Here is a 23580-nt window from a genome sequence, read left to right as displayed (position 1 = left end):
GGCGGTCATGAAATGAACGTGGCGACCGCTCGGGCCTGCTAACTTAGAGGGCAGGTTCCAGGTGTTGATGGCGTTGAAGCGGATTCTGGTTGAAATAGCGCACCAGCAGGGCATAAAGGTCGGGCCAGACGCCGTCAAGCAGCTCGGGGGCGCTGAAAAAGTACTCGCAGCATACGGCAAAAAACTCGCTTGGATGGGTGGCGGCATAGTCATCGATCGCCGGCACTTCGCCGCGCTCAAGGGTGGCCTGCAGCGCATGCCAGGCCCTCATGAAGGTGTCGTACCACTCTTTGGCACTGATGTGGGCTGGCAGGGCGGGCTGGCCATCAATGGCCATGTTGCCGGTCATGTCGAGCTTGTGGGCAAATTCGTGAATGATGACGTTGAAGCCGTCCCGCGCTCCCGAGCGTTCAATATCCTCCAGTGACAGCACGACCGGCCCGCCCCAGGAGGTTTCTCCAGCCCGCTCATCGTCAAATTCATGCATGACCCCGAAGTCATCCATCTCCTGAACATGACGGCGAAAAGCACCGGGCACCACGATAATGTCGCGGGTATCTCCCAGGGCGGCAAGGGCCTGCCGATCCGACCAGCCAAGCCCCATCAGCGCGATCTGTGACGCCATTTGCAGATGCGCCTCAAGCGACCATTCCACGCCTGCCGGCAGTGATAGACGCAGCTCGAACAGCACTCGCCAGCTGCGCTCGCCCAGCCGTGCCAGCAGGGGCTCGGACAGACCGGCCAGTAGCGGCAAACTCGATGGGACGTTACGCCACGCCGCGTCGGGCAGTGGATGATGCGCCTGCCAGCGCTGCCATTTCTGCTCTTGCCACCAGCCCATGATGCCCTCGCAGACAGGTCATTGGTCCTTCAAGGATAGAAGAGGCGCGCCCACGAGGCATGACAACCCCGAAAGCGTATTGCGACCAGGATGCACCATGAAAAAGGCCTCCCACAGGGGAGGCCCGAGACGCGATGGCGTATCCATCAGACCGGCATCAGTTGGGGGTCCAGCCTCGGCCCTTCATGCAGTCATCATAGGTCTGATCATTGTCCGCCTTGTTTTCCATGACCTGGCAATCGGCCTGATCGGAATGCAGCTGCTGAGAGGTGCCATCCGGCTTTTGCCAATCCGGTCCGCCGGCACAGCCGCCGAGCCAGAGGGTGGTCAGGGCCAGGGTAGCACCGGTCATCAAAACTTTTTTCATCATCGCCTCCTGCTGATAGGGGGAACGGCAGGTATGCCTGCCGTTCCTTTACAAAGTCTAGAACAATGACATGTAAAGACAATGGTTGGTGTACAACCGTTCGTATCAATATGAATCCGGATTGGAGCCCGACTTCCACGACCAGTCACGCCAGCGCAGATCGAAAAGATCCTTGCGGCGATCCTTGAGGTTGGTCACCGAACCTTCGCTTCTGACCACGCGCAGGCGCGTCAGGTCGAGATCCGAAAACATGACCATCTCGGTGTTGGGCGTGGTCTCCGACATGACCGCGTCATGCGGGAAGGCAAAGTCCGAGGGTGAAAAGACCGAGGACTGCGCGTACTGAATATCGAGATTTTCGATCGAGGGCACGTTGCCAACGCTGCCGCAGGCGACCACGTAGCATTCGTTTTCGATCGCCCGGGCCTGGCTGCAGTGGCGCACACGCAGATAGCTGTTTTTGGTGTCGGTCCAGAACGGTACGAACAGAATGTCCATCTCCTGCTCGGCCAGAAGCCGCGGCAGTTCGGGAAATTCGACGTCATAGCAGATCAGGATGCCGACCCGTCCGGCGTCGGTCTCGAAAACGCGCAGCTCGTCGCCGCCTTCGACCACCCAGTCGCGTCGCTCCTGCGGGGTAATGTGCAGCTTGGCCTGACGCTCGATGTTGCCGTCGCGGTGACAGAGATAGGAGACGTTGTAGAGCTTGCCTTCGCTGTCTTCCTCCATCATCGAACCGGCAATGATGTTGATGTTGTAGGACACCGCCATGCGCGAGATTTCGGTCTTGAAGCGCTCGGTAAAGCCGGCCAGAAAGTGGATGGCCTTGATCTGATCGGACTGATCGGTCAGGCCCATCAGGGGGGTGTTGAAAAGCTCCGGGAAAACCGCGAAATCGCTCTGATAGTCGGCAATGGCGTCAACATAGAACTCGACCTGTTGAAGCACTTGCTCGACCGAGGCGAACTCGCGCATCTGCCACTGAACCGCGCCAACCCGTACCTGGGTCTTGCGCGTTTCCAGCACGCGCGCCACCGGCTCATAGAGGATGTTGTTCCACTCAAGCAGGGTGGCGTAGCCCTGCGAGCGCTCGTCTTCGGGCAGATACTTCTTTAAAAGGCGCTTGACCAGAAAATCGTTGGCGAGCTGAAAGGAGAGGATCGGGTCGTAGATCTCCTTGCGCGACACCTGGTCGATATACTGCGTCGGTGAAAGCTCTGCGGCGTGCTCGAAATAGTTGGGGATGCGCCCGCCGGCCAGAATGGCGCGCAGGTTCATGGAGCGGCACAGGTCCTTGCGCGCTTCATAAAGACGCCTGCCCAGACGGTAGCCCCGGTAGGCCGGGTCGATCAGCACATCGAGGCCGTAGAGTGCATCGCCCCGAACGTTGTTGAGGATGATCTCGCGGTTGCCGATCAGGTCATCGTACTTGTGCGGGTTGGAGAAGGTTTCATAGTCCACCAGCACGGTCAGCGCGACGCCGACAATGCGGTCTTCATCCTCGATGACGATCTGGCCATCCGGGAATTCGGCGATCAAGCGATCGATGGTGTGCTTTTCCCAGGCCCCGCCAATGTCGTTATAAACAACATCCATCAGCACCTTGAGTTTGGCGTAATCCTCGACTTCAAGATTGCGCAGATTGAGGTGTAGATCTTCGATCGACATGGCGATCCTTGCTCCAGAAAACGTCGGTCACGGTAGACTTCAGTCTAGCATGGGGTGGCAGAAGTACCTGGCAGCGATGCTGTCGGCCATGAGGAGTATGCCGGAGTCGCCCCATGGCCGGCGTTTGTGATTCTCCCGGCAGGTGTTTGTGATCCTCCTGACAGGTGTTTGTGATCCTCCTGACAGGTGTTTGTGATAGAGTGCGCGCGCCCTTTTGAAGGGAGCAATGCCATCCCCGGTCCCGTGGTCGGGCTTCACTCTCTGTCTGTGGTTGCTGCGCCAATGAATGCCATTGTCATTTCCATTCTTGTCATGGTCGGTCTGAGCCTTTCGCGTGTGCCGGTTGTGGCGGCCCTGATCGTGGCGGCAGTGTCCGGCGGTCTTTATAGCGGTCTCTCCATTCATGAGGTGCTTGACGCCTTCAATGACGGCATTGGTGATGGCGCCGGTATCGCGCTTTCCTATGCCTCTCTGGGCGCCTTTGCCGTGGCGCTGGCCCGCTCGGGCATTACCGAGGGTGTGGCACAGCGCTTTATCCGGGCACTCGACGGCGAGCGCACTCATCCCGGGACCCTCAAGGCGATACTGATCGTGTCCCTGCTGGGCGCCGCCATCTGCTCGCAGAATCTGGTGCCGGTGCATATCGCCTTTATTCCCATCGTGGTCATTCCGCTGCTGCCGGTCTTTAACCGTCTGAAGCTCGACCGGCGTCTCGTGGCCTGCGTAATCACCTTTGGCATTACTGCACCCTACATGCTGCTGCCGGTCGGGTTTGGCGCCATTTTTCTCAACGATATCCTGCTGGCCAACATCAACTCGGCCGGGGAAGCCGCAGGCCTTGAGATCACGGCAGCGCAGGTGCCGATGGCCATGGCGCTGCCCATTTCGGGCATGCTGGTGGGGCTTTTGGTGGCAGTCTTTATCAGCTATCGCCGGCCACGCCTTTATGAAGATCGCGCCGTAGCCCAGCAGGCAGATGCTGTCGCGCCCGAGTCGGGGACAGGCAAACAGGAGACCCGTGCCCGGCTCAGGCCGTGGCAGTGGGGCGCGCTGGTAGTATCGATCGGGGCAACCCTTGCCGTACAGCTCTGGCTGGATTCAATGGTGCTGGGGGCGCTGGCAGGTTTTGTGGTGCTCTCGGTCAGTGGCGTATTTCGCTGGCGCGAGCAGGACGGCGTCTTTACCGAAGGCATGCGTCTGATGGCGACCATCGGATTTATCATGATCACGGCGGCAGGCTTTGCCAGCGTGATGCAGGCCACCGGCGAGATCGAGGCGCTGGTGCAAAGTGCCCATACCTTTGGCAGCAGTCAGGCGCTGGCCGCGCTGATCATGCTGCTGGTTGGACTTTTCATCACCATGGGAATCGGGTCGTCGTTTTCGACCATCCCGATCATCGCATCACTTTATGTACCGCTGGCGCTGAGCTTTGGCTTCTCGCCCATGGCCACCGTCGCGCTGGTGGGTACGGCGGCGGCGCTGGGGGATGCAGGTTCGCCTGCTTCCGACTCCACGCTGGGGCCAACCTCGGGCCTTGCTGCCGACGGTCAGCACGACCATATCCGCGACTCGGTCGTGCCGACCTTTATCCATTACAACCTACCGCTGATGGCCTTTGGCTGGATTGCCGCCATGATTCTCTGAGCCGGCAGAAGCCGTTGTCCCTGTGCGGTGTTCCCTGACTGCTATAGTGAGGGATACCGCGACAGCACGACTGTCGATTTTATATCGAGAAGGAGCAAGCATGGCGCGCATCATGTATGACCTTTGTGGCGAAGATACTGCCCTGCGATTTTCTCCCTTTTGCTGGCGAGCAGCGTTGGCCATGCACCACAAGGGGCTGACCTTCGAGACCCGGGCATGGCATTTCAGCGACAAGCAGGACATTGCCTTCTCCGGTCAGGAGAAAGTGCCGGTCATCGTTGATGAAGATGATGAGGTGGTTACCGACAGCTTCGAGATCATGACCTGGCTGGATCAGAAGTATCCGGGGCCTGTCCTTTTTGGCGATGATATGGCGCGCTCACGTGCCCGCTTTATCAAGCACTGGTCGGAAACACAGCTCGGGCCGGCGCTGATGAAAATTGCCCTGCTGGATGTGTTCTCGATCATTGATCCGAAGGATCAACCGTACTTCCGGGAAAGCCGGGAGGCGCGCTTTGGGGTAACGCTTGAGCAGTTTCAGGATACCGAGCAGGGTTTTGAGATGCTGGAGAAGGCACTGCCACCGCTGCGTGCCCAGCTTGAAGGATCATCCTTTATTGATGGCGATCATCCGGGCGGCGCTGACTATCTGGTGTTCGGGATGTTCATGCTGGCCCATGTGGTCCATGACGGTGCCCTGTTCAAGGCCGATGATCCGGTCGCGCAGTGGCATGAGCGCATGCTGGATCTTTTTGGTGGGCTTGGCCGTAACGCACCGCGTGTCGGGTTGCGCTGATCCCCTGCCCGGTAAAACAAACCGCGCATTAATGACAAGGACCCGATCACCGGGTCCTTTTTTATGCAGGGCACTTTTTTTATGCAGGGCACTTTTTTTATGTAGGGCACTTTTTTATGCAAGGCACGTTGTCGATGTCACGGCTTCTGGGCCGGGTCGACAAGTGCCCGAAGCGCGCCCTGCAGCAGCGAAAGCTCCTTGCGAGTAGGAGAGGAGCGCTGATAGAAGTTCTGCAGCCGCTCCAGGGTCTGGGCATGAGGCTGGTTTAAAAAGCCGGCCTCCTGAAGCGCTGCGGCCAGTGACTGCTGAAAATGCTGCATCTGCTCACGTGTGGGGGGCAGATCCTTTTCACGTCCGCCAGTGGACGCCTGAGTGGATGCGGTGTCGTCTGCGTTGCGGTAGCGCCACGCTCGATAAAGCTCATGGGCGCAGACCTGAACGGCCTGAGAGAGATTGAGAATCGGATAGTCCGGGTTGGCCGGCAGGCTCAACTGATGCGTACAGCAGGCGATTTCATCGTTGGTCAGGCCCGAACGCTCGCGCCCGAATACCAGTGCTACCGGCATATCCTCGGCCAGTGACATCAGTTCGCGCGCCATGTCGTCGCCTTCTTCAAACTGCGGCAGGGGCAGATTGCGAAGCCGCGCAGAAAGCCCCACCACCGCGCCGCAGTCGGCGACGGCGTCTTCAAGGCTTTCCACCACGCGCGCCTGTTCCAGCAGGGATTCGCCGCCGGCGGCCATGCGCGTTGCTTCTTCATCGGGGAATTGGCGCGGATTGACCAGTACCAGCTGCGTAAGCCCCATGGTGCGCATTGCGCGTGCAGCTGCCCCAATATTACCCGGATGCCAGGTCTGCACCAGCACGATACGCACGTTATCAAGCGTTGAGCGTGGGTCAGTCATGGTGCGTCGCTCCCGAACCTGCAAACTGTCTGAGGGCCTCGCCTTCAAGACGATAGGAGAGCCACTCCCTGCGAGGCTCGGCGCCGATGGCATCGTAGAAATCAATCGCCGGCTGATTCCAGTCCAGCACCTGCCAGTCAAAGCGTGGGCAGTGGTTGTTAACGGCAATCCTTGCCAGCGCCTTCATCAATGCCAGTCCGGCCCCCTGACCTCTGGCGCTTGAGGTGACAAACACGTCTTCGACGTAGAGGCCGCGATGGCCAAGCCAGGTCGAATAGTTGAAAAAATAGACGGCAATGCCGATTGGTTGATCATCCTGCAGGGCGATCAGGGCATGGGCATGCGGGCGATCACCGAAAAGCGTGGATCGAATCATCGATTCATCCGCCTTCATTTCGTGCTCGGCACGCTCATAGATGGCAAGTTCGGTAATGAAACGAACGATGGTGGCGGCGTCATCGGGGACGGCGTCACGGATGGAAAGCGTCATGATAGCGGGCACATACGAAGGTCATGGATGAGTGCGCAAAGCCTATCATGGACATGAAAAACATGGATATAAAAAAGCCCCGCATAAAGCGGGGCTTTTGAAGGGACCCTGGGAGGGTCAGGCTTCGGGGGATGATTACATCATGCCGCCCATACCACCCATGCCGCCCATGTCACCGCCACCGGCAGCTTCCTTCTCTTCCGGATCATCGGCGACCATGGCTTCGGTCGTGATGATCAGGCCGCCAACGGAACCGGCTGACTGCAGGGCAGAGCGCGATACCTTGGCCGGGTCAAGAACACCCATTTCGAACAGATCGCCGTACTCGCCGGTCTGAGCGTTGTAGCCGAAGTTGCCTTCGCCGTCGCGAACACGGTTGAGCACTACGGAAGCTTCTTCACCAGCGTTGGTCACGATCTGGCGCAGCGGCGCTTCCAGGGCACGAATGGTCAGCTGAATGCCGTGCGTCTGGTCTTCGTTGGCGCCTTTCATGTCGCGCAGACGAGCCGAGGCACGAACCAGTGCTGTACCGCCACCAGGCACAACGCCTTCTTCAACCGCGGCGCGAGTCGAGTGCAGCGCGTCTTCAACGCGAGCCTTCTTCTCTTTCATTTCCACTTCGGTAGCCGCACCGACGCGGATAACAGCAACACCACCGGCCAGTTTGGCGACGCGTTCCTGAAGCTTCTCGCGATCGTAATCGGAAGAGGTATCTTCAATCTGCGTGCGGATCTGGCTGACGCGCGACTCGATGTCGGACTCAACACCGTTGCCGTCGATGACGGTGGTGTTTTCCTTGGACATGGTGATGCGACGAGCGCTGCCCAAGTGATCCAGAGTGGTCTGCTCAAGGCTCAGACCAACTTCTTCGGAGATCACGGTGCCGCCGGTCAGGATCGCGATGTCCTGCAGCATGGCCTTGCGACGATCACCAAAACCGGGCGCCTTGGCAGCCGCGACCTTGACGATACCGCGCATGTTGTTGACCACCAGTGTTGCCAGCGCTTCGCCTTCGATGTCTTCGGCGATGATGACCAGCGGCTTGCCGGCCTTGGCGACATTTTCCAGCACCGGCAGCAGTTCGCGGATGTTGGAGATCTTCTTGTCGACCAGCAGGATGTAGGGGTCTTCCAGCTCGACCGACATGGTTTCGTTGTTGGTCACGAAGTAGGGCGACAGATAGCCGCGATCAAACTGCATGCCTTCAACGACTTCGAGTTCGTCTTCAAAACCGCGACCTTCGTCAACAGTGATGACGCCTTCCTTGCCGACCTTTTCCATCGCGTCAGCGATGATCTGGCCGATGGTGCTGTCGCCGTTGGCGGAGATGGTACCGACCTGGGCGATGGCACGCGAATCGGTGCACGGTACGGCCATACTGCGGATTTCTTCGACGGCCTTGGCGATGGCGATGTCGATGCCACGCTTGAGATCCATCGGATTCATGCCGGCAGTAACGCCCTTGAGGCCTTCGTTGACGATGGCCTGCGCCAGAACGGTGGCAGTGGTGGTGCCGTCACCGGCAACGTCGGAAGTCTTGGAAGCAACTTCCTTGACCATCTGCGCGCCCATGTTTTCGAACCTGTCCTTCAGTTCGATTTCCTTGGCGACGGAAACGCCGTCCTTGGTGACAGTCGGTGCACCAAAGGATTTTTCCAGAACAACGTTACGACCCTTCGGCCCCAGCGTTGTCTTGACGGTATCGGCAAGAACGTTGACGCCGCGCGCCATGCGCTTGCGGGCATCATCGGAGAACTTGATCTGCTTGGCGGACATTACGGTAATTCCTCGATTCTATGTTCGTGTAAAAAATGACGTAGACGTAAAAGAGGTATCAGCCTTCGAGCACGCCGAGAATGTCGGACTCGCTCATGATCAGAACTTCTTCACCGTTGATCTTTTGTTTCTCAACGCCAAAGCCATCCTTGAAGATCACCTTGTCCCCGACCTGTACGTCGAGGGGGCGTGTCTCACCGCTTTCAAGGATACGGCCCTTGCCAACTGCGAGGATTTCACCGCGAGTCGGCTTTTCCTGCGCGTTGCCGGGCAGAACGATGCCACCGGAAGTCTTTTGTTCTTCTTCCACGCGACGAACGACAACGCGATCGTGCAAAGGACGGATGTTCATTTCTCACGTTCTCCCTAACTGGTTACATGGACTGCTCGGGGGCGTCTGGCCGGTGGCCTCATCGCCCCCAGGTTCCGGGTTACCGGAGTATTTGGGTCGATATCACGACGTGGCAGATTAATGAGGTCGCATCGGATTGTTTCAAGGGGTCGACGCAATTTTTTTACTTGCGATGATCCTTTTCACTATCAACGATTTCGCCCTCTATCACGCGGGGGTTGGACGATGAATTGGCAGAGGTGTCGCGCTCGGGCTGGGTATAGGTATCGCCCTGGCGGTCGCGGTCGGGATGATAACGATGCACGTTGACATTGCTGCGCATGAAACGCCCCAGAAGCGCGCTGCGAGAAAACGGCATAAGGCAGAATACGGCAATGGCATCGGTCAGGATGCCCGGCATGACCAGCAGAACACCTGCCATGATCAGGGCAGCACCGCGCTTGAGCTCGGCACTGGCCTCACCGCCGGTGGCCATTTTCTGCTGGGCCTGACGAAAGGAGTCCACGCCTTCACGACGTATCAGATGTATCCCGAAGGCAGCCGCCAGCACGATGACCAGCAGTACCCAGGCACCGATCAGCTTGCCCAGTACAAAAATCGAGATCAGATCCAGCAATAGAAAAAAGCCGATGGGTAACAGCAGGGGCATGATGTCTTCGCACTCTCGCGTTCAATGTGTTCACAAGGATACCGTGATCGCCCGGGCCTCCCGGTCAGGGAGCGTCAGACGCGGCAGCTGTCGATAGCACAGGATACTGGCATGTCAGGTGCAAGAGGTATATGCCCGGATGATGACAGGGGACAAAAGTCGGGCAATCGAGAGAGGAAACAGAAAGAAGGTCGGGCAGTAGAAGAAAGAAACAAAAGGGGAAACAGGCAGGGCGGCAGAGGCAGGACTGCCGCCCGGGTGTTGATCAGAGTTCGACGCTATCGCGCAGCTGGTCAACGGTTGCGCTGCCGATACCGCTGACGCGGCTCAGGTCATCGGCACTTTCATAGGTACCATGGGCTTCACGGTCAGCAATGATGGCATCGGCCTTTTTCTCTCCAATGCCCGGCAGGGCGGTCAGCTCGGCCGCAGTAGCCGTATTGATATTGACGCTTTGCGGCTCGGCCATCAGCGGTGCGGAAAGAGACAGTGCAGCGGTGGTCAAAAGCATTGCGATCAGTTTGCGAGACATGCCGGTTCCTTGTTGTAGAAGAGTTACTTCCAGAATATCGGCAGGGAGTTTTGGTTATTTAGTTTATTTTTATATATCGTTTTGGGAGGTTTGATGATCGGTGACTATCCCGCTAATGAAGTACAGCCCTTATACTGGCCGCTCGAATCGGCCACTCGAACGACAGCACAGGAGCCCGCATGTCTTCCCCTCTGATCATCGCCCTCGATCATGCCAGCCTGGACGCGGCACTGCCGCTGGTGGACCAGCTGGACCCCCGACGCTGTCGGCTCAAGGTGGGCAAGGAGCTCTTTGTCCGCAGTGGCCCGCAAGCGTTAAAGACCCTGCACCAGCGCGGTTTTGACGTCTTTCTGGATCTCAAGTTTCACGATATTCCCAATACAGTGGCCGCCGCGGTTCATGCCGCCGCCGATCACGGCGTATGGATGGTCAACGTCCATGCCTCGGGCGGTCGGCAAATGATGCAGGCGGCGCGCGATGTGCTTGTTCAAAACGGACTCGACACGCATTTGATCGCCGTGACGGTGTTGACCAGCATGGATGATGCTGCCCTTTTGGAGACTGGCGTAGCGCGTACGGCTGGCGAGCAGGCGCTGCATCTGGCCGAGCTCGCTCGCGACAGCGGTATGGATGGGGTGGTGTGTTCAGCCCGCGAGGCCGGCGAAGTGGCCGCGCAGTGTGGCGATGCGTTTTTGCGGGTGACCCCGGGCATTCGTCCGGCCTTTGCTCAGCGCGATGATCAGAGTCGGGTCATGACACCGCTTGAGGCCATGCAGGCCGGCAGTACGCATCTGGTGATTGGCCGGCCGGTGACGCGTGCCAGTGATCCGATGGCTGCGCTTGCCGCCATTGAACAGGAGCTTTCGGCACTCAAGGTGTAGCGGGTGACAAGGGAGGCAGCAGCGATGAAGGGGCAGTGGCGATAGAAATGGCGGCGGCGTTACTCGCCTTCCAGACCCGTGATCGGCTTGATCGCGCCCCACTGGCGACAGCTGGGGCAGTGCCAGTAAAGCTGTTCCCCCTGAAAGCCACAGCTTTTGCAGCGGTAACGAGCGCGCTGAGCCATAAGCTGCTCGGTATGACGCTTGAGCAGTCGCAGGTGCTCGAGCTCATGTTCGGGCACCTCCTTGAGATAAAGGTCCATCAGATAGTCGATACCGCGCAGGCTGGGGTGACGCTGAAGCTGCTCACTGACCAGACGGGTAGCGTGTTCGAGCCCGTCACGTGTGCGCAGTCGTTCGGCCAGCAGTAACACGAAGGAGACGTAGGGTGCCTTTTCGAGCTGATCATGCAGAAAATCGATCAGGCCCTGTTCATCATCCAGCAGATCAAAGGCGCGCTGAATGGGGGCCAGGGTGATGGGCACCATATCGCTGTCCTGATCACGAATGCGGCGCAGGGCGCGGATTTCATTGCGGTAACTGCCGGCGCGATGCTCGATATCGGCATAAATCCAGTTGGCACGAACGCAGGCCGAATCAATGGACAGCGCCTGCTTGAGATGACGTCGTGCGGGCCCCGGGCTGCCTTCTTCAATGTTTTGTTCGGCAAGCTCGCAGTGCCAGTGCGCAGCGGCGCGCTTGAGCGATTCATCCTGTTTTGCCAGCTGAGGCAGCGCCACGTTCAGCGCTGCCTGCCAGTCCTTTTCCCGCTCAAAAAGATCCACCATCAGGCGCTTGGCGGCGGTCGCGGTCTGTTCGTTTTCACACTGTCGTACCAGCCCGTCGAGCAGCCGTTCAGCACGGTCGAGTACGCCAAGACGCATGAAGTCGCGGGCCAGCTCAAGCTGCACCTGCTCACTTTGCTGTGTGGTCAGTACAGGGCGTGCCAATAGATTCTGGTGAATGCGCACGGCACGGTCGGTTTCACCGCGCATGCGAAAGAGATTGCCCAGCGCAATGTGGGTGTCGATGGTATCGCCGTTGACTTCAAGCGCCTGTACGAAGGTCTCGATGGCGCGGTCGGGCTGCTCGTTGAGCAAAAAGTTCAGCCCGACAAAATAGTCGCGGGACAGGTGCTGACCGGACAGCGTTCGCTGGCGATAGCGATAGTGCTTTCGCTCCATGCGGCCCAGCCACCAGCCGATGCCGATGGCCGCAACGAGTATAAGGAGCAGCACGGGATCCGGCATTCAGGGGGCTTCCTTGAACTCCTGAACGCGCAGACGATCAAGCTCCTTGCGCTGTTGCTGATTGTCGTGGCGGGTACGCATGAGCGTGGTACGCAGACGCAGATAAAGGCCTGACATGGCTACCATGCCCAGCAGCACGCCAACCACCAGCGTTGACAGCAGCCACAGGGACAGCGATGCAGGCGGCAATTCTGCCCAGATGACATCCAGCGGTACAGTCTGCTGATTGCGCACGGCAAACAGCATGCCCAGAAGGAGAACGATCAGTGTGACAACAGCAAGTACCACGCCCTTGAGCCAGCGCATAGCAGATCCCTGATTTTCCTTGTCCAATTGCAGGCAGTGTAACACCGGCAATGGCATGCAGCGATGTTTACAGCGCTTGCCCGCAAGCGTTATGCAACAGGTGTCATCGTGAGGCAGGGGTGATGCGAGCGGGGATCAGAACCCATGTTCGCGGCTGGAGTTGACCTGCTCGCGCAGCTCCTTGCCTGGCTTGAAATGGGGAACGTGCTTGCCGCTGAGGCTGACAGCGTCTCCCGTTTTGGGATTGCGTCCGGTGCGTGGTTCGCGATAGTGAAGGGAAAAACTGCCAAAGCCGCGTATTTCGACCCGACCGCCATTGGCCAGCGTATCGGTAATATCGTCAAGAATCAGGCGAACCGCCGACTCTACCTCCTTGACGGACAATTCTGACTGTTGCGCAGCAATCTGTTCGATCAATTCGGACTTCGTCATCGGGGGTTCTCCATCCGGCCTGTCGGGAGCCTTTACAAGGCTTTTTGTTTGGTTTCAGCATAGCCGCTAATGTGAGATAAAACAACGCACTACATGCCGCTCAAAATTTGTGTCAGGGGTGGCTTTCAAAGTTTCAGACAATCATGGGCGTGGCGCGCTGGCTGCGTATAATGGGGCAGGGTCAACCGCCCTCTGACAGGAGATCGATGTGAGCGAAGAACAAGCCTTTGATGCCACGGCGCGCAAGCGTCTTTACTGGCATTCCCGGCGTGGCATGTGGGAGCTGGACCTGATGCTGGTGCCCTTTATCGAGAACTGCTTCGATGGGCTCAGTGATGAAGATCAGTATGCCTATCAGGCGCTGCTTGCCTGCGAGGATCAGGACCTTTTTCTGTGGCTGATGCGCCGCGAGCTTCCCGACGATCCGGCCCTGACTCCCATTATTACCAAAATCGTGGATTATGCCGAAAGCACCCGTACAAGTGACGTTCGCCCGCTCTAGGGTCGTAATCGGGCTCTATGGTCTGATCGGGAGCGCCATTGCACTCGCCTGTGTCCTGTGGCTTTCCACCCTCTGGGCAGGCGTGATGTTTCTCGTGCTAGTCGCATTGGGAGAGTATCAGGCGAGGCGTTTGCCGCCTCCGCTTCGCACGACCGACAGTGGCCAGTGGGAGCAGTATCGTGACGGGCAATGGCGGGGTGTGGCCCTTGAAGTCTCAAGACTTGGGCCACTGCTTTGTGAAGTGCGCATCGAGCGACGCCGTTATGCGCTCTGGTATGACATGCTGCCGCCCGAGCAGTTTCGCCGACTGCGTCAGGCGCTTTTGAACCGCTCCGCCACCGGCAATAATATCCCGGGCGAACTGCCTCAGGGCTGAGCACTGTCAGCAGGGCGCTCGTCGCTCAGACGCCTGCCGCCCACCAGATGATGACGATTGGCCCGTTTTCTGAGCCGCGAACTGGGTAGGCGTTGAATATTGCCCAGATAGCCGACCAGGGCGCGAGCCTGTCGCGCCAGTTCCCGGTTGAGCCATAAATAGCCACTCGGGCTGAACAGGGCGCGACCTGATGAGGAGCGCCCGGAGAAGGCCCGGTTAACGTAGCGCTGCAGGTCCAGCGCCGCAATATTCATGTCGATCTGCTGACCGGTGCGCACCTGATGGGCCAGCATCGACAGCGACCGTGCCAGCTGCTGTTGATCAATACGCAGCCCTTCAAGACTTTCAATGATCTCGTGACCGTTGCGGGTATCCCAGTGGGTTTCCAGCAGCAGTTCGACGGTCGAAATCATGCGTCGCTCCAGCGACAGCAGGCTGTTGAGCTCGCCGCGCCGTAGCCTTCCTTCCTTGTGAACGGCATCTACCAGACCGCGTTGCTTGATCAGCTGCGTGGTGGTCTTTTTCATCTCTTCCAGTGCCTGGTCGTGATCGGCTTCGGTGGCCAGCGTGTGGGCATAATAGAGGCTCGCCAGACGATCAAGATTATCGGCCAGCATGAAGCGAAACAGGTCCGTGGCCTTCTGGGGCAGCACGATGATCGTGATCAGAATGCCGATACTGGTGCCCAGCAGCACGTCAAAGGCGCGCCACAGGGCAATGGTCAGATCCTGATTGCCATCGCCGGTGACCATCAGGATCGTGATGCCAAACATCAGTACGCTATAGCCATAGCGTGAGGTAAAGGTGGCGTGCAGCGCCACGGCAATGGCGGCCAGCGTCAGCACCTGAATGGTGCCCGGCGGTGCCGACGGAATCAGCAGCAGAGCGACGCCCAGAAGCCCGCCCAGCGCGGTGCCGATCAGGCGCTGGCCGCCTTTGTCGAGCACGCCACCGACATGGGGCAGGTTCCCCATGACCATCAGGGTGCTGACCGGCGCCCAGATGCTGTGGGGAATGTTGAAAACAGACACGATGCAAAAGGTCACGCTGAGCGCGATGGTGGCGCGCAGGGTGTAAAGATAGTGACGGTATCGATAGTTGAAGTAGGGATCGCGAAAGCGTATGCGTGCCATGGGGCGCCAGGCTGAAGAATTGAATGTCCCTATCTTATCGCCGAAGAATCCGAAAACTCGAGCAAAAATCCTGTTTTACCGACGATCGGGGCGGCGTTGCACCGCCCCGATGGGTATCATGCCGCGCCGCTTTCGCGCGCTACCATGAGCTCCTCGGCAAAGTGGCAGGCCACCTGGGCGCCCCCGACCTCGCGAAGCTCGGGGCGTCTGTCAGCGCACTCGGGCCGGGCATGCGGGCAGCGCCGATGAAAGGCGCAGCCCGGCGGCGGTGACAGCGGTGAGGGTAGTTCGCCGCTCAGCGCGATGCGGTGTCGCTGCTCATCGGGGTTGACCGATGGCGTTGCCGACAGCAGCGCCTGCGTGTAGGGATGGCGCGGCGTTTCAAACAGCGCCTCGCGCGAGCCCACCTCCACCGGCCGGCCCAGATACATCACCATGACGTTGTCGGCCACATGGCGTACCACGCTCAGATCGTGCGAGATGAACAGATAGGCCAGCCCGAACTCCTCCTGCAGGTCGTTAAGCAGATTGAGCACCTGCGCCTGGACCGAGACATCCAGTGCCGAAACGGGCTCATCGAGCACCAGCACTCTGGGCCGCAGCATCAGAGCGCGCGCCACGGCAATACGCTGACGCTGACCGCCGGAAAACATGTGCGGGTAGCGGTCGTAATGCTCCGGTCGCAGCCCGACGCGGGCGAGCATATCCTGTGCCATGCGACGGCGCTCATCGGCCGGTGTCGAAGTGTTGATGACCAGGGGCTCTTCCAGAATGGTGCCAATGCGCTTGCGCGGGTTGAGCGAGCCATAGGGGTTTTGAAACACCATCTGCACATCACGGCGCAGGGCGGCCAGGGTCTGCCGGTCCGGATTGGCCGCGTCACGCCCGCCCACCGAAAGCGTCCCCGATGACGGCGGTTCCACCAGCGTCAGCATGCGGGCAAGCGTTGACTTGCCACAGCCGGACTCTCCCACCACGGCCAGGGTTTCTCCGCTGTGAAGGGTGAAGCTGACGCCGCGTACGGCATGAAGTTCGGCGCGGCGCAGAAAACCCTGGCGCACCTGATAGGTCTGAACGAGGTCGCGCGCTTCCATCAGGGGCGCGTCGAGCAAGGATTTATCAAGAATGTTGGGTCTGCTCATGGGGCGATCTCCAGAACCTCTTCATTCAGCGGGTGATAACAGCGCACATGACGCGTGCCGAGGCCGGTTTCCGCATGGATGGCCTCAAGCGCCGGTCGGCTGGCGCGGCAGTCCTTTTGGGCATGGGCGCAGCGCGGATGAAAAAGACAGCCCTGCGGACGGTCGTTGATGCCCGGCACCACACCGGGGATGGTCGGCAGGCGCATCGTGCCCGGATGACGCTCCGGCAGGGCATTGAGCAGTGCCCCGGTATAGGGATGGGCAGGCTCACGGAAGACGTCGTGACTGGTGCCGGTTTCCATCAGCTGCCCGGCGTACATGACGGCCACGCGTTTGGCGGCGCCGGCCACTACGCCCATGTCATGAGTGATCAGGATCATGCCCATCCCGCGCTCTTCCTGAAGCCTGAGCAAAAGATCCAGGATCTGCGCCTGAATGGTCACATCCAGCGCCGTGGTGGGCTCATCGGCGATCAAAAGCCGCGGGTTGCAGGCAATCGCCATGGCAATCATGACGCGTTGATTCATGCCGCCCGAAAGTTGATGCGGGTAGTCGCTCAGGCGTTTGGCAGGGGCCGGAATGCCGACCTGGTCCAGCAGCTCAATGGCGCGCTCGCGGCGCTGACGGCGACCACCGCCTTCGTGGGCCTTGATGGCCTCCAGCAGCTGAAAGCCGATGGTAAAGCTCGGGTTGAGGCTGGTGCTCGGTTCCTGAAAGATCATCGCGATGTCGTTGCCGGTCAGGCGACGCCGGGCGCGGTCACTCAGGGTCTGCATGTCCTGCCCGGCAAAGTGAAACCGGCTGGCCTCGACCCGGGCGTTGAAGGGCAAAAGCCCCATCATTGCCAGCATGGTCACGCTCTTGCCGGACCCGGATTCCCCGACGATGCCGAGCACTTCGCCTTCTTCCAGCGTCAGACTCAGATCCGATACCGCAGGAAAGGTCCCTTCATCCGTGTCGAAGGACACGCTGAGCTGTTCAATCTCCAGAAGCGCCATGACGCTCTCCTGTTTTGCAATGGTCGACGTTTGTCGTTGTTGTCGTGTCTGTACAGCCGTGGCCGTTATCATCAGCGCTTGAGGCGCGGGTCGAGCGCATCGCGCAGGCCGTCACCCATGATGTTGAAGGCCAGCACCGTGATCAAAACGGCAAGTCCCGGGAAGGTCACCACCCACCAGGCCTGCAGCACATACTGGCGCGCATCGGCCAGCATGCTGCCCCATTCCGGCGTCGGCGGCTGGGCCCCCAATCCGAGAAAGCCAAGTGCTGCGGCATCCAGCACGGCATTGGAGAAGCTGAGCGTGGCCTGAACGATCAATGGCGCCAGGCAGTTGGGCAGGATGGTGATGAACATCAGTCGGAACACGCCGGCGCCGGCCAGCCGTGAGGCCATGACGTATTCGCGCTCACGCTCGGTGATCACCGAGCTGCGCGTCAGGCGTACGTAGTGGGGCAGATAGACCACCGCAATCGCCAGCATGGCGTTGAAAAGCCCCGGCCCGAGTACGGCGACCACGACCACGGCCAGCAGCAGGCTCGGGATCGACAGCATGATGTCCATTAATCGCATGATGACGGTATCGATCCAGCCGCGCAGAAAACCGGCCAGAAGACCCAGCAGCACGCCGATGCCCAGTGACAGCGACACCACGATGACGCCAATGGTCATCGACAGTCGCGCGCCGTGAATCAGGCGGCTCAGGATGTCGCGGCCCAGGTCGTCGGTGCCCAGCACGAAGCGCAGGGAGCCGCCGTCCTGCCAGAAGGGCGGCGTGAGCACGCTGTCACGAAACTGTGCAACCGGTGAGTAGGGCGCGACCACGTTGGCCAGGCAGGCGATCACGATGATCAGCGCGATAATGACCATGCCGGCCAGGGCGGCGCGGTTGCGGCGAAAGCTTCGCCAGGCATCTTTAAGCGGTGAGGGGCGCTGCGTCGTACGCTCGGTCGAGGCGCCGTCGTTGATGTCCGGCACGGCGGCCGGGGGCTGAGGGGTAACCTGTGTCATGTGTGGCCTCCGGGCTCAGCGACTGTTGCGAATGCGGGGATTGATCAGCCCATAGAGCAGATCAACGATCAGATTGACCATCATGACGATCAGGGCAATCAGCAGGATACCGCCCTGAAGCGAGGGGTAGTCGCGCCGTCCGACGGCATCGATCAGCCACTTGCCTATACCGGGCCAGGAGAAGATGGTCTCGGTGAGAATGGCGCCGGAAAAGAGCAGCCCAATCTGCAGCCCGATCACCGTGGTTACCGGAATCATGGCGTTGCGCAGGGCATGAATGGCAATGATGCGCCAAGGGGAAAGCCCCTTGGCCCGTGCGGTACGGATATAGTCCTCGCCCAGCACCTCGAGAATCGATGACCGCGTCATGCGGGCAATCACGGCCAGCGGGATGGTGGCCAGTACGACCGTGGGCAGAATCAGATGCTGCAGGGCATCGGCGAAGGCGCCGGGCTCTCCGGAAAGCAGGGTATCGATCAGCATGAAACCGGTCGGGGTGTCGATCCAGTAGCTCGAGGAGAGACGTCCCGAGACCGGCGTCCAGCCCAGAATTCCCGAGAAGAAAATGATCAAAAGCAGGCCCCACCAGAAAATCGGCATCGAATAGCCGGTCAGCGAGGTGCCCATGACGGTGTGATCGATGATCGAGCCGCGCTTGATGCCGGCAATGACACCCAGCGGAATGCCCAGACACACGGCCAGTAGCATGGCGCAAAAGCCAAGCTCGAGCGTGGCCGGGAAAAGTGACATGAATTCATCGAGTACCGGGTTGCTGCTGATCAGCGAGTGACCCAGATCACCATGGGCCAGATTGCCCAGAAAGCTCAGATACTGCTCCCACATCGGCCGGTCCAGCCCCAGCTCCGCCATCACCTCGGCGTGCCGTTCAGCAGAGATGCCGCGCTCGCCGGCCATGATGGCGACAGGGTCACCGGGAATCAGGTGCACTAGCGTAAAGGTCACCAGCGTGATGCCCAGAAGCGTTGGGATCAGCATTAAAAGTTTGCGAAAGACAAAGCTCAACATAGGGGTTTCCGCCACCGCGAACGTGTAATCCGTACCTGCCAACAGCACGCCGACATGGCCTGTAGGCCAGAGCGCGTGATGATCAGCAGGGATGGGCAGGCAATGAACACGGGCTGTGCAATGATTGCGCCGGGTTCATGCTTGAAGGTCGGGATCCGGTCTAGCCGGGATCCGGCCGACACGGGCCGGCCACGGAAGTGGCACGAAGGGTCAGGCGAGCCTTGTAAAGACGGCGAGTCGAGAGGGTATTGGTCATGGTCATGTATCCATACTTGTTATTGTTGCTGCAGCGAGCAGGCCTTTTTAGGCAGTGATGCAGTAAGTGATAGACCCTAGGGGATTGTGTTGACCCTGTCCATGCTCGTAAGGGCGCATGGACAGGGATCGATGCTGATCATTCGGGCGCCCAGTCAAGCCCGGAGGCCGCAAGCCGCGCCATTCGTCCGACCGGCCAGGCCTGGTTATGCTCACCGTGGCCGAAGGGCACCTGGTGGTAGAGCGCAATATCATGGGGGGCCAGCCACGCCTGCACCATCGCCTCGACACTGCTGTCACCGGTATCACAGTCGGTAAAGCTGCCCAGACAGACCGCGCTCAAACGACCCGGCGCCAGACTCGCCAGCAGCTGGCAGAAACTGCGCTCAAGGCGATAGAGCCGCTCGCCCACATCTTCCAGCATCAAAATGGCACCGTACGGAACGTGCAGGGCGCCAGAGGTGCCGGCAACACTGGCAAGCGTGGTGAGATTGCCACCGATGAGCGGACCCTCTACAGGCGCATCGGGCCCGGCCACGTGCGTCACCGTCATGTGGCCGGCGCTGCCCTGAAGCACTGGTGCAATGCTGGCCATGGACGCGGCCCGTGCCTCGCGCGCCACTCCATTGGCCTGTTCAAGCAGGGCCAGCTCGGTGGCCACCGGCGCATGAAGCGCCCGGCGGCCCCGGGCATGAAAGGCGCTCAGCAATACGCTGATGTCGGAGTAGCCCAGAAGCGGCACATCGGGCAGGTGCTGCCAGTCGATGTGATCCATCAGCTGAGCGCAGCCGTAGCCGCCGCGCAGGCACCACACGGCTGTCACGTCTGCCAGATTGAAGGCGGCGTGAAAATCCTCAAGGCGCTGCTCGACGGTGCCGGCCAGATAGCGATGCCGCGCCCGGGCGTGGTCCATAAGCTGTGGGCAGTAGCCCATTTGTGTCAGCAGTGTGCAGGTGGCTTCGATGCGCTCGGGTAATACCGCGCCGGCCGGGGCAATAAGGGCCACGGTGCGTGGGCCATCGCCCAGCGGTCGCAGCGCGGAGGGTTCAATGATGGGTGACGTCATGGGCAGCTGTCCGAAAGGCATGAAAAACCCCGCTCGTCAGAGCGGGGCTCTATCCTACGTCAGGGACGTTACTCCTTGATATCTACCCCATAGAAGATGTGGGAGCCGGTCGGCTGTACCTGATAGCCGGTGACGTTGCTGCGAACCGGATCGTAGACAATCGAGTGGGCGATCGGCAGCCAGGGCATCTGGTCGCGGAAGATCTCCTGCGCCTGCACATAGAGCTTTGTGCGTTCATCCTGATCGGTGGCCGTGGCTGCCTGTCGGATGATGTCGTCGTACTCCGTATTACACCACTTGGCGTAGTTGGAGCCATCGCGTGCGGCATTGCACGACAGCAGGGTATTGAGGAAGTTGTCCGGGTCACCATTGTCCCCGGTCCAGCCAAAGAGACCGGTCATCGCCTCGCCCTCAGAGGCACGGCGCAGATACTCGCCCCACTCGTAGGACACGATTTCGGCGTTGACACCGATTTTACGCCAGTCGGACTGAATGATTTCCGCCATGCGCCGCGCGTTGGGGTTATAGGGACGCTGTACCGGCATGGCCCATAGCTGGGTCTTCAGGTCCTTGACGCCGGCCTCGGCAAGCAGCTTTTTGGCCTGCTCGGGATCGTAAGGGATCTCCTTGACGTTCTCGTCATAGCCCCAGATCGTCGGTGGAATCGGGTTTTTGGCCTTCTCGCCGGCGCCCTGATACACCGATTTGATAATCGCATCGCGATCGACGGCCATCGACAGGGCGCGGCGTACCTTCGGGTTATCGAACGGCGGCTTCTCGGTCTGAAAGGAGAGATAGCCCACGTTCAGCCCTTCGGCCGATTCCAGGTTGATATTGGGATCGTTGCGCATCGCCTCCAGATCGGCCGGATTGGGGAAGACCATGACCTGACATTCGTTGGCCTGAAGCTTCTGGAAGCGCACCGAGGCGTCGGGCGTGATTGAAAACACCAGGCGGTCCAGCGGTGATTTGCCTTCCCAGTAATCCGGATGCGCCTGATAGCGAATGTAGGCATCGCGCTGAAAGCCGGCAAACTGGAACGGTCCGGTGCCCACGGGTTGCTGGTTCATGCGCTCCGGGTGGTTTTCCTTCATCAGCTGGTCGGCGTATTCCCCTGACAAAATCGAGGCAAAGTCCATGGCCATGTCAGACAGGAAAGGCGCCGAGGCGCGGCTCAGATGAAAGCGTACGGTATGGTCATCGACCTTCTCGACGCTTTCGATCAGATCCGGCATGCCCATGCCTTCGAAGTACTCATAGCCGCTGCCGACCCCGTGCCAAGGGTTATCGTCTTCCAGCTGGCGGTTAAACGAATAGAGCACGTCATCGGCGTTGAATTCGCGTGACGGGGTGAAGTAGTCCGTGGTCTGGAACTTCACGCCCTTGCGCAGGTGGAAGGTATAGGTCTGGCCGTCATCGGAGACCTCCCACGACTCGGCCAGCGCCGGCTTGATCTCGGTTGTGCCGGACTTGAACTCCACCAGACGGTTGTAAATGGTGCGCGAGGAGGCATCGAAGGTGGTCCCGGCCGTATAGTGCTGCGGGTTAAAACCTTCGGGACTCGCTTCCGAGCAATAGACGAGAGTCTTGGCATGGGCAGTACCGGTGGCCGCCATCAACAGGCCACCTGCCAGCATCAGCCGGCGTGAGGTTTTCTGGGTCATGAGCACGTCTTTTGTATATTGTTGGTGTGACCGGCCGGGTAGGCCGGCTGTCGCCACGCGACCGACGATAAGTCGAGCCCGTGGGGTAACGTCATGACACAACGTCACGCATTGAAACTATGTCGGGGTCGGGCAGGCTGTCAATCACTGCTATCACGCTCTGGGCCTGGACCTGAGTCTAATAGCGACATGCATTGCTCCGAAAGGGACGCCTTTGTGACGGGGCGGCACAGGGCAGGTACGGGCCATTGGCACCGATACAGCACCGTTAGGTATCAGCGCCAGAGGTTCTACATCAGCATAATAAAGAGTCAGAAATGAAGACGTGGCCTGTCGAAGAAGGTTACATATTGTCGGCTGAAAGGCCATGGCGTACAGACGTGAGTGATCGATGCCCTCTGGTGGAGGCATAAAAAAATATGATCTGCAAAAGGGTATTGGACTCGGAAAGAGTCACTTGAAAAACAAGGGCAGGGAAGCGGTCATGCTGAAAGGTTTGGTGCCCGGAGCCGGGATCGAACCGGCACGACCTTGCGGTCGAGGGATTTTAAGTCCCTTGCGTCTACCTGTTCCGCCATCCGGGCGAGGAGTCGACGGCTTTATCTGCTTGAGGCCATCTGATAAGGCCGGAGGTCAGGCAGAAGGGATATGGAGGCTGGAGTCGGAATCGAACCGGCGTACACGGAGTTGCAGTCCGCTGCATAACCACTCTGCCATCCAGCCTCAAAACGCTGCGGAAAACGAATCGTGATACTCGTTGACCTGTCCGTTGATCCCGTAAGGGATGGAGCGGGAAAGGAGATTCGAACTCCCGACCCTCGCCTTGGCAAGGCGATGCTCTACCACTGAGCTATTCCCGCTCAACGGGTGCGAAATATACCGATGTGACAGAAACCTGTCAAACAAAACCCGGTAAAAATCGCACCTGAGTCACACGTTACGCTCACATCGAGCGTGTCAGTTCAGGCCAGGCAGCCCGCAGATACTTGTACATCGACCAGAGCGTCAGAATGGCGGCCAGATACAGCAGCAAAAAGCCTGCCTGCGCCAGTAGGGTACCGGGCGCAAACCCCAGCAGCAGGATAATCGAGATCATCTGAAAGGCGGTCTTGTACTTGCCAATGCTGGAGACCGACACGCTGGCACGCTTGCCAAGTTCCGCCATCCACTCCCGCAGTGCCGAGATCACGATCTCGCGACCGATGATCACCAGCGCCGGCAGCGTCAGGATCACATCGCTGTAGAACTCGATGAGTACCCCCAGGGCGACGGCAACCATCAGCTTGTCGGCGACCGGGTCCAGAAAGGCACCAAAGGGTGTGCTCTGGTTCCAGCGGCGTGCCAGATAGCCATCAAACCAGTCAGTGACCGAGGCGATGGTGAACAGCAGGGCGGCCAGTGGATTGCTCCAGCCGGTCGTCAGGTAGAATACGATGACCAAAAGCGGTATGAGAAAAATTCTCGTCAGCGTCAAGATATTGGGGATGCTCATGGCACTTCGGGTCCTGACCGGGGGTGA

At 59.6% G+C, this 23580-nt stretch carries 25 protein-coding genes and 3 tRNA genes; 5 read left to right on the top strand and 23 right to left on the bottom strand.

What is annotated here, in order from left to right; all coding sequences use genetic code 11:
* Nucleotides 1–43: 43 nt before the first annotated feature.
* The 3 genes from ACUN8C_RS12305 to ACUN8C_RS12295 form a co-directional block, all read right to left on the bottom strand.
* A complete protein-coding gene (locus ACUN8C_RS12305) occupies nucleotides 44–841 on the bottom strand; it encodes a M90 family metallopeptidase (protein ID WP_445619480.1) in 798 nt (265 codons plus the stop codon).
* Between the two features lie 157 nt (nucleotides 842–998).
* Complete coding sequence (locus tag ACUN8C_RS12300; RefSeq protein WP_108842732.1) at nucleotides 999–1208, bottom strand: hypothetical protein; 210 nt, start codon at nucleotides 1206–1208, stop codon at nucleotides 999–1001.
* 105 nt (nucleotides 1209–1313) lie between these two features.
* Nucleotides 1314–2876 (bottom strand): bifunctional GNAT family N-acetyltransferase/carbon-nitrogen hydrolase family protein, encoded by a 1563-nt coding sequence (locus ACUN8C_RS12295; RefSeq protein WP_108842731.1) that lies wholly within the window; start codon nucleotides 2874–2876, stop codon nucleotides 1314–1316.
* A 282-nt stretch (nucleotides 2877–3158) separates the two neighbouring features.
* On the opposite strand from ACUN8C_RS12295, the gene ACUN8C_RS12290 reads away from it, so the two are divergent.
* On the top strand, nucleotides 3159–4520 hold the full coding sequence (locus ACUN8C_RS12290) for a Na+/H+ antiporter family protein (protein WP_445619479.1): 1362 nt from the start codon (nucleotides 3159–3161) through the stop codon (nucleotides 4518–4520).
* Between the two features lie 100 nt (nucleotides 4521–4620).
* A complete protein-coding gene (locus tag ACUN8C_RS12285; RefSeq protein ID WP_445619478.1) occupies nucleotides 4621–5316 on the top strand; it encodes a glutathione S-transferase N-terminal domain-containing protein in 696 nt (231 codons plus the stop codon).
* A gap of 137 nt (nucleotides 5317–5453) precedes the next feature.
* Here the strand turns inward: ACUN8C_RS12285 and ACUN8C_RS12280 are convergent, their stop codons facing one another.
* From ACUN8C_RS12280 to ACUN8C_RS12255, 6 genes are all read right to left on the bottom strand, one after another.
* Nucleotides 5454–6221 (bottom strand): RNA methyltransferase, encoded by a 768-nt coding sequence (locus tag ACUN8C_RS12280; protein ID WP_445619477.1) that lies wholly within the window; start codon nucleotides 6219–6221, stop codon nucleotides 5454–5456.
* Nucleotides 6214–6711: a GNAT family N-acetyltransferase gene (locus ACUN8C_RS12275; RefSeq protein WP_445619476.1), complete on the bottom strand. Its 498-nt coding sequence runs from the start codon at nucleotides 6709–6711 to the stop codon at nucleotides 6214–6216. Before ACUN8C_RS12275 ends, ACUN8C_RS12280 begins: the two co-directional genes overlap by 8 nt.
* A gap of 135 nt (nucleotides 6712–6846) precedes the next feature.
* Nucleotides 6847–8487: a chaperonin GroEL gene (groL, locus tag ACUN8C_RS12270; protein ID WP_086899634.1), complete on the bottom strand. Its 1641-nt coding sequence runs from the start codon at nucleotides 8485–8487 to the stop codon at nucleotides 6847–6849.
* 58 nt (nucleotides 8488–8545) lie between these two features.
* Nucleotides 8546–8839, bottom strand: coding sequence for a co-chaperone GroES (locus tag ACUN8C_RS12265; protein ID WP_086899633.1), 294 nt, complete (start codon nucleotides 8837–8839; stop codon nucleotides 8546–8548).
* Between the two features lie 163 nt (nucleotides 8840–9002).
* Nucleotides 9003–9488 (bottom strand): FxsA family protein, encoded by a 486-nt coding sequence (locus tag ACUN8C_RS12260; protein ID WP_445619475.1) that lies wholly within the window; start codon nucleotides 9486–9488, stop codon nucleotides 9003–9005.
* 265 nt (nucleotides 9489–9753) lie between these two features.
* Nucleotides 9754–10020 carry a ComEA family DNA-binding protein gene (locus tag ACUN8C_RS12255; protein ID WP_445619474.1) on the bottom strand — a complete coding sequence of 89 codons (267 nt, stop codon included), beginning with the start codon at nucleotides 10018–10020 and terminating at the stop codon, nucleotides 9754–9756.
* A gap of 179 nt (nucleotides 10021–10199) precedes the next feature.
* Here ACUN8C_RS12255 and pyrF point away from each other — a divergent pair, with 179 nt between their 5' ends.
* The gene (gene pyrF, locus ACUN8C_RS12250) at nucleotides 10200–10901 is read left to right on the top strand and encodes an orotidine-5'-phosphate decarboxylase (RefSeq protein WP_445619473.1); all 702 of its coding nucleotides are present in this window, start codon (nucleotides 10200–10202) and stop codon (nucleotides 10899–10901) included.
* 59 nt (nucleotides 10902–10960) lie between these two features.
* Here the strand turns inward: pyrF and lapB are convergent, their stop codons facing one another.
* The 3 genes from lapB to ACUN8C_RS12235 all read right to left on the bottom strand — a co-directional run bounded on the left by lapB (nucleotide 10961) and on the right by ACUN8C_RS12235 (nucleotide 12889).
* Complete coding sequence (gene lapB, locus ACUN8C_RS12245) at nucleotides 10961–12151, bottom strand: lipopolysaccharide assembly protein LapB (protein ID WP_445619472.1); 1191 nt, start codon at nucleotides 12149–12151, stop codon at nucleotides 10961–10963.
* A complete protein-coding gene (locus ACUN8C_RS12240; protein ID WP_108842722.1) occupies nucleotides 12152–12457 on the bottom strand; it encodes a lipopolysaccharide assembly protein LapA domain-containing protein in 306 nt (101 codons plus the stop codon).
* Nucleotides 12458–12592: 135 nt separating this feature from the next.
* Entirely contained in the window at nucleotides 12593–12889 is a 297-nt protein-coding gene (locus ACUN8C_RS12235) for an integration host factor subunit beta (protein ID WP_108842721.1), read from the bottom strand.
* A 208-nt stretch (nucleotides 12890–13097) separates the two neighbouring features.
* Between ACUN8C_RS12235 and ACUN8C_RS12230 the strand changes: the two genes are divergently transcribed.
* On the top strand, nucleotides 13098–13391 hold the full coding sequence (locus ACUN8C_RS12230; RefSeq protein ID WP_445619471.1) for an FAD assembly factor SdhE: 294 nt from the start codon (nucleotides 13098–13100) through the stop codon (nucleotides 13389–13391).
* 130 nt (nucleotides 13392–13521) lie between these two features.
* Nucleotides 13522–13767 (top strand): hypothetical protein, encoded by a 246-nt coding sequence (locus tag ACUN8C_RS12225; protein ID WP_445619470.1) that lies wholly within the window; start codon nucleotides 13522–13524, stop codon nucleotides 13765–13767.
* Here ACUN8C_RS12225 and ACUN8C_RS12220 read toward each other — a convergent pair.
* The 11 genes from ACUN8C_RS12220 to pgsA form a co-directional block, all read right to left on the bottom strand.
* Nucleotides 13758–14900, bottom strand: coding sequence for an FUSC family protein (locus ACUN8C_RS12220; RefSeq protein ID WP_445619469.1), 1143 nt, complete (start codon nucleotides 14898–14900; stop codon nucleotides 13758–13760). The two genes, ACUN8C_RS12225 and ACUN8C_RS12220, sit on opposite strands and share 10 nt — an antisense overlap.
* A 116-nt stretch (nucleotides 14901–15016) precedes the next feature.
* Complete coding sequence (locus tag ACUN8C_RS12215; protein ID WP_445619468.1) at nucleotides 15017–16042, bottom strand: dipeptide ABC transporter ATP-binding protein; 1026 nt, start codon at nucleotides 16040–16042, stop codon at nucleotides 15017–15019.
* Nucleotides 16039–17040, bottom strand: coding sequence for an ABC transporter ATP-binding protein (locus ACUN8C_RS12210; protein WP_445619467.1), 1002 nt, complete (start codon nucleotides 17038–17040; stop codon nucleotides 16039–16041). Before ACUN8C_RS12210 ends, ACUN8C_RS12215 begins: the two co-directional genes overlap by 4 nt.
* A gap of 71 nt (nucleotides 17041–17111) precedes the next feature.
* Nucleotides 17112–18050, bottom strand: a complete 939-nt coding sequence (locus ACUN8C_RS12205; protein ID WP_445619466.1) for an ABC transporter permease subunit — start codon at nucleotides 18048–18050, stop codon at nucleotides 17112–17114.
* A gap of 15 nt (nucleotides 18051–18065) precedes the next feature.
* A complete protein-coding gene (locus ACUN8C_RS12200) occupies nucleotides 18066–19076 on the bottom strand; it encodes an ABC transporter permease subunit (protein ID WP_445619465.1) in 1011 nt (336 codons plus the stop codon).
* A gap of 394 nt (nucleotides 19077–19470) precedes the next feature.
* A complete protein-coding gene (locus ACUN8C_RS12195; RefSeq protein ID WP_445619464.1) occupies nucleotides 19471–20397 on the bottom strand; it encodes a S66 peptidase family protein in 927 nt (308 codons plus the stop codon).
* Between the two features lie 68 nt (nucleotides 20398–20465).
* Complete coding sequence (locus ACUN8C_RS12190) at nucleotides 20466–22061, bottom strand: ABC transporter substrate-binding protein (protein ID WP_445619463.1); 1596 nt, start codon at nucleotides 22059–22061, stop codon at nucleotides 20466–20468.
* 497 nt (nucleotides 22062–22558) lie between these two features.
* Nucleotides 22559–22645 (bottom strand) — tRNA-Leu (locus ACUN8C_RS12185).
* Between the two features lie 65 nt (nucleotides 22646–22710).
* Nucleotides 22711–22784 (bottom strand) — tRNA-Cys (locus ACUN8C_RS12180).
* Nucleotides 22785–22846: 62 nt separating this feature from the next.
* A tRNA-Gly gene (locus ACUN8C_RS12175) sits at nucleotides 22847–22921 on the bottom strand.
* Nucleotides 22922–23004: 83 nt separating this feature from the next.
* The gene (gene pgsA, locus ACUN8C_RS12170) at nucleotides 23005–23553 is read right to left on the bottom strand and encodes a CDP-diacylglycerol--glycerol-3-phosphate 3-phosphatidyltransferase (protein ID WP_108842711.1); all 549 of its coding nucleotides are present in this window, start codon (nucleotides 23551–23553) and stop codon (nucleotides 23005–23007) included.
* Nucleotides 23554–23580 lie beyond the last annotated feature (27 nt).

This window comes from Kushneria sp. Sum13 (genome assembly GCF_052692355.1).
The sequence above is the reverse complement of the archived record's forward strand: the minus strand, read 5'-3'. Positions and strand labels throughout refer to the sequence as shown.

Coding starts and splice junctions, on each gene's coding strand:
- ACUN8C_RS12305 (WP_445619480.1), bottom strand. CDS start 841: ATGGGCTGGTGGCAAGAGCAGAAATGGCAGCGCTGGCAGGCGCATCAT.
- ACUN8C_RS12300 (WP_108842732.1), bottom strand. CDS start 1,208: ATGAAAAAAGTTTTGATGACCGGTGCTACCCTGGCCCTGACCACCCTC.
- ACUN8C_RS12295 (WP_108842731.1), bottom strand. CDS start 2,876: ATGTCGATCGAAGATCTACACCTCAATCTGCGCAATCTTGAAGTCGAG.
- ACUN8C_RS12290 (WP_445619479.1), top strand. CDS start 3,159: ATGAATGCCATTGTCATTTCCATTCTTGTCATGGTCGGTCTGAGCCTT.
- ACUN8C_RS12285 (WP_445619478.1), top strand. CDS start 4,621: ATGGCGCGCATCATGTATGACCTTTGTGGCGAAGATACTGCCCTGCGA.
- ACUN8C_RS12280 (WP_445619477.1), bottom strand. CDS start 6,221: ATGACTGACCCACGCTCAACGCTTGATAACGTGCGTATCGTGCTGGTG.
- ACUN8C_RS12275 (WP_445619476.1), bottom strand. CDS start 6,711: ATGACGCTTTCCATCCGTGACGCCGTCCCCGATGACGCCGCCACCATC.
- groL (WP_086899634.1), bottom strand. CDS start 8,487: ATGTCCGCCAAGCAGATCAAGTTCTCCGATGATGCCCGCAAGCGCATG.
- ACUN8C_RS12265 (WP_086899633.1), bottom strand. CDS start 8,839: ATGAACATCCGTCCTTTGCACGATCGCGTTGTCGTTCGTCGCGTGGAA.
- ACUN8C_RS12260 (WP_445619475.1), bottom strand. CDS start 9,488: ATGCCCCTGCTGTTACCCATCGGCTTTTTTCTATTGCTGGATCTGATC.
- ACUN8C_RS12255 (WP_445619474.1), bottom strand. CDS start 10,020: ATGTCTCGCAAACTGATCGCAATGCTTTTGACCACCGCTGCACTGTCT.
- pyrF (WP_445619473.1), top strand. CDS start 10,200: ATGTCTTCCCCTCTGATCATCGCCCTCGATCATGCCAGCCTGGACGCG.
- lapB (WP_445619472.1), bottom strand. CDS start 12,151: ATGCCGGATCCCGTGCTGCTCCTTATACTCGTTGCGGCCATCGGCATC.
- ACUN8C_RS12240 (WP_108842722.1), bottom strand. CDS start 12,457: ATGCGCTGGCTCAAGGGCGTGGTACTTGCTGTTGTCACACTGATCGTT.
- ACUN8C_RS12235 (WP_108842721.1), bottom strand. CDS start 12,889: ATGACGAAGTCCGAATTGATCGAACAGATTGCTGCGCAACAGTCAGAA.
- ACUN8C_RS12220 (WP_445619469.1), bottom strand. CDS start 14,900: ATGGCACGCATACGCTTTCGCGATCCCTACTTCAACTATCGATACCGT.
- ACUN8C_RS12215 (WP_445619468.1), bottom strand. CDS start 16,042: ATGAGCAGACCCAACATTCTTGATAAATCCTTGCTCGACGCGCCCCTG.
- ACUN8C_RS12210 (WP_445619467.1), bottom strand. CDS start 17,040: ATGGCGCTTCTGGAGATTGAACAGCTCAGCGTGTCCTTCGACACGGAT.
- ACUN8C_RS12205 (WP_445619466.1), bottom strand. CDS start 18,050: ATGACACAGGTTACCCCTCAGCCCCCGGCCGCCGTGCCGGACATCAAC.
- ACUN8C_RS12200 (WP_445619465.1), bottom strand. CDS start 19,076: ATGTTGAGCTTTGTCTTTCGCAAACTTTTAATGCTGATCCCAACGCTT.
- ACUN8C_RS12195 (WP_445619464.1), bottom strand. CDS start 20,397: ATGACGTCACCCATCATTGAACCCTCCGCGCTGCGACCGCTGGGCGAT.
- ACUN8C_RS12190 (WP_445619463.1), bottom strand. CDS start 22,061: ATGACCCAGAAAACCTCACGCCGGCTGATGCTGGCAGGTGGCCTGTTG.
- pgsA (WP_108842711.1), bottom strand. CDS start 23,553: ATGAGCATCCCCAATATCTTGACGCTGACGAGAATTTTTCTCATACCG.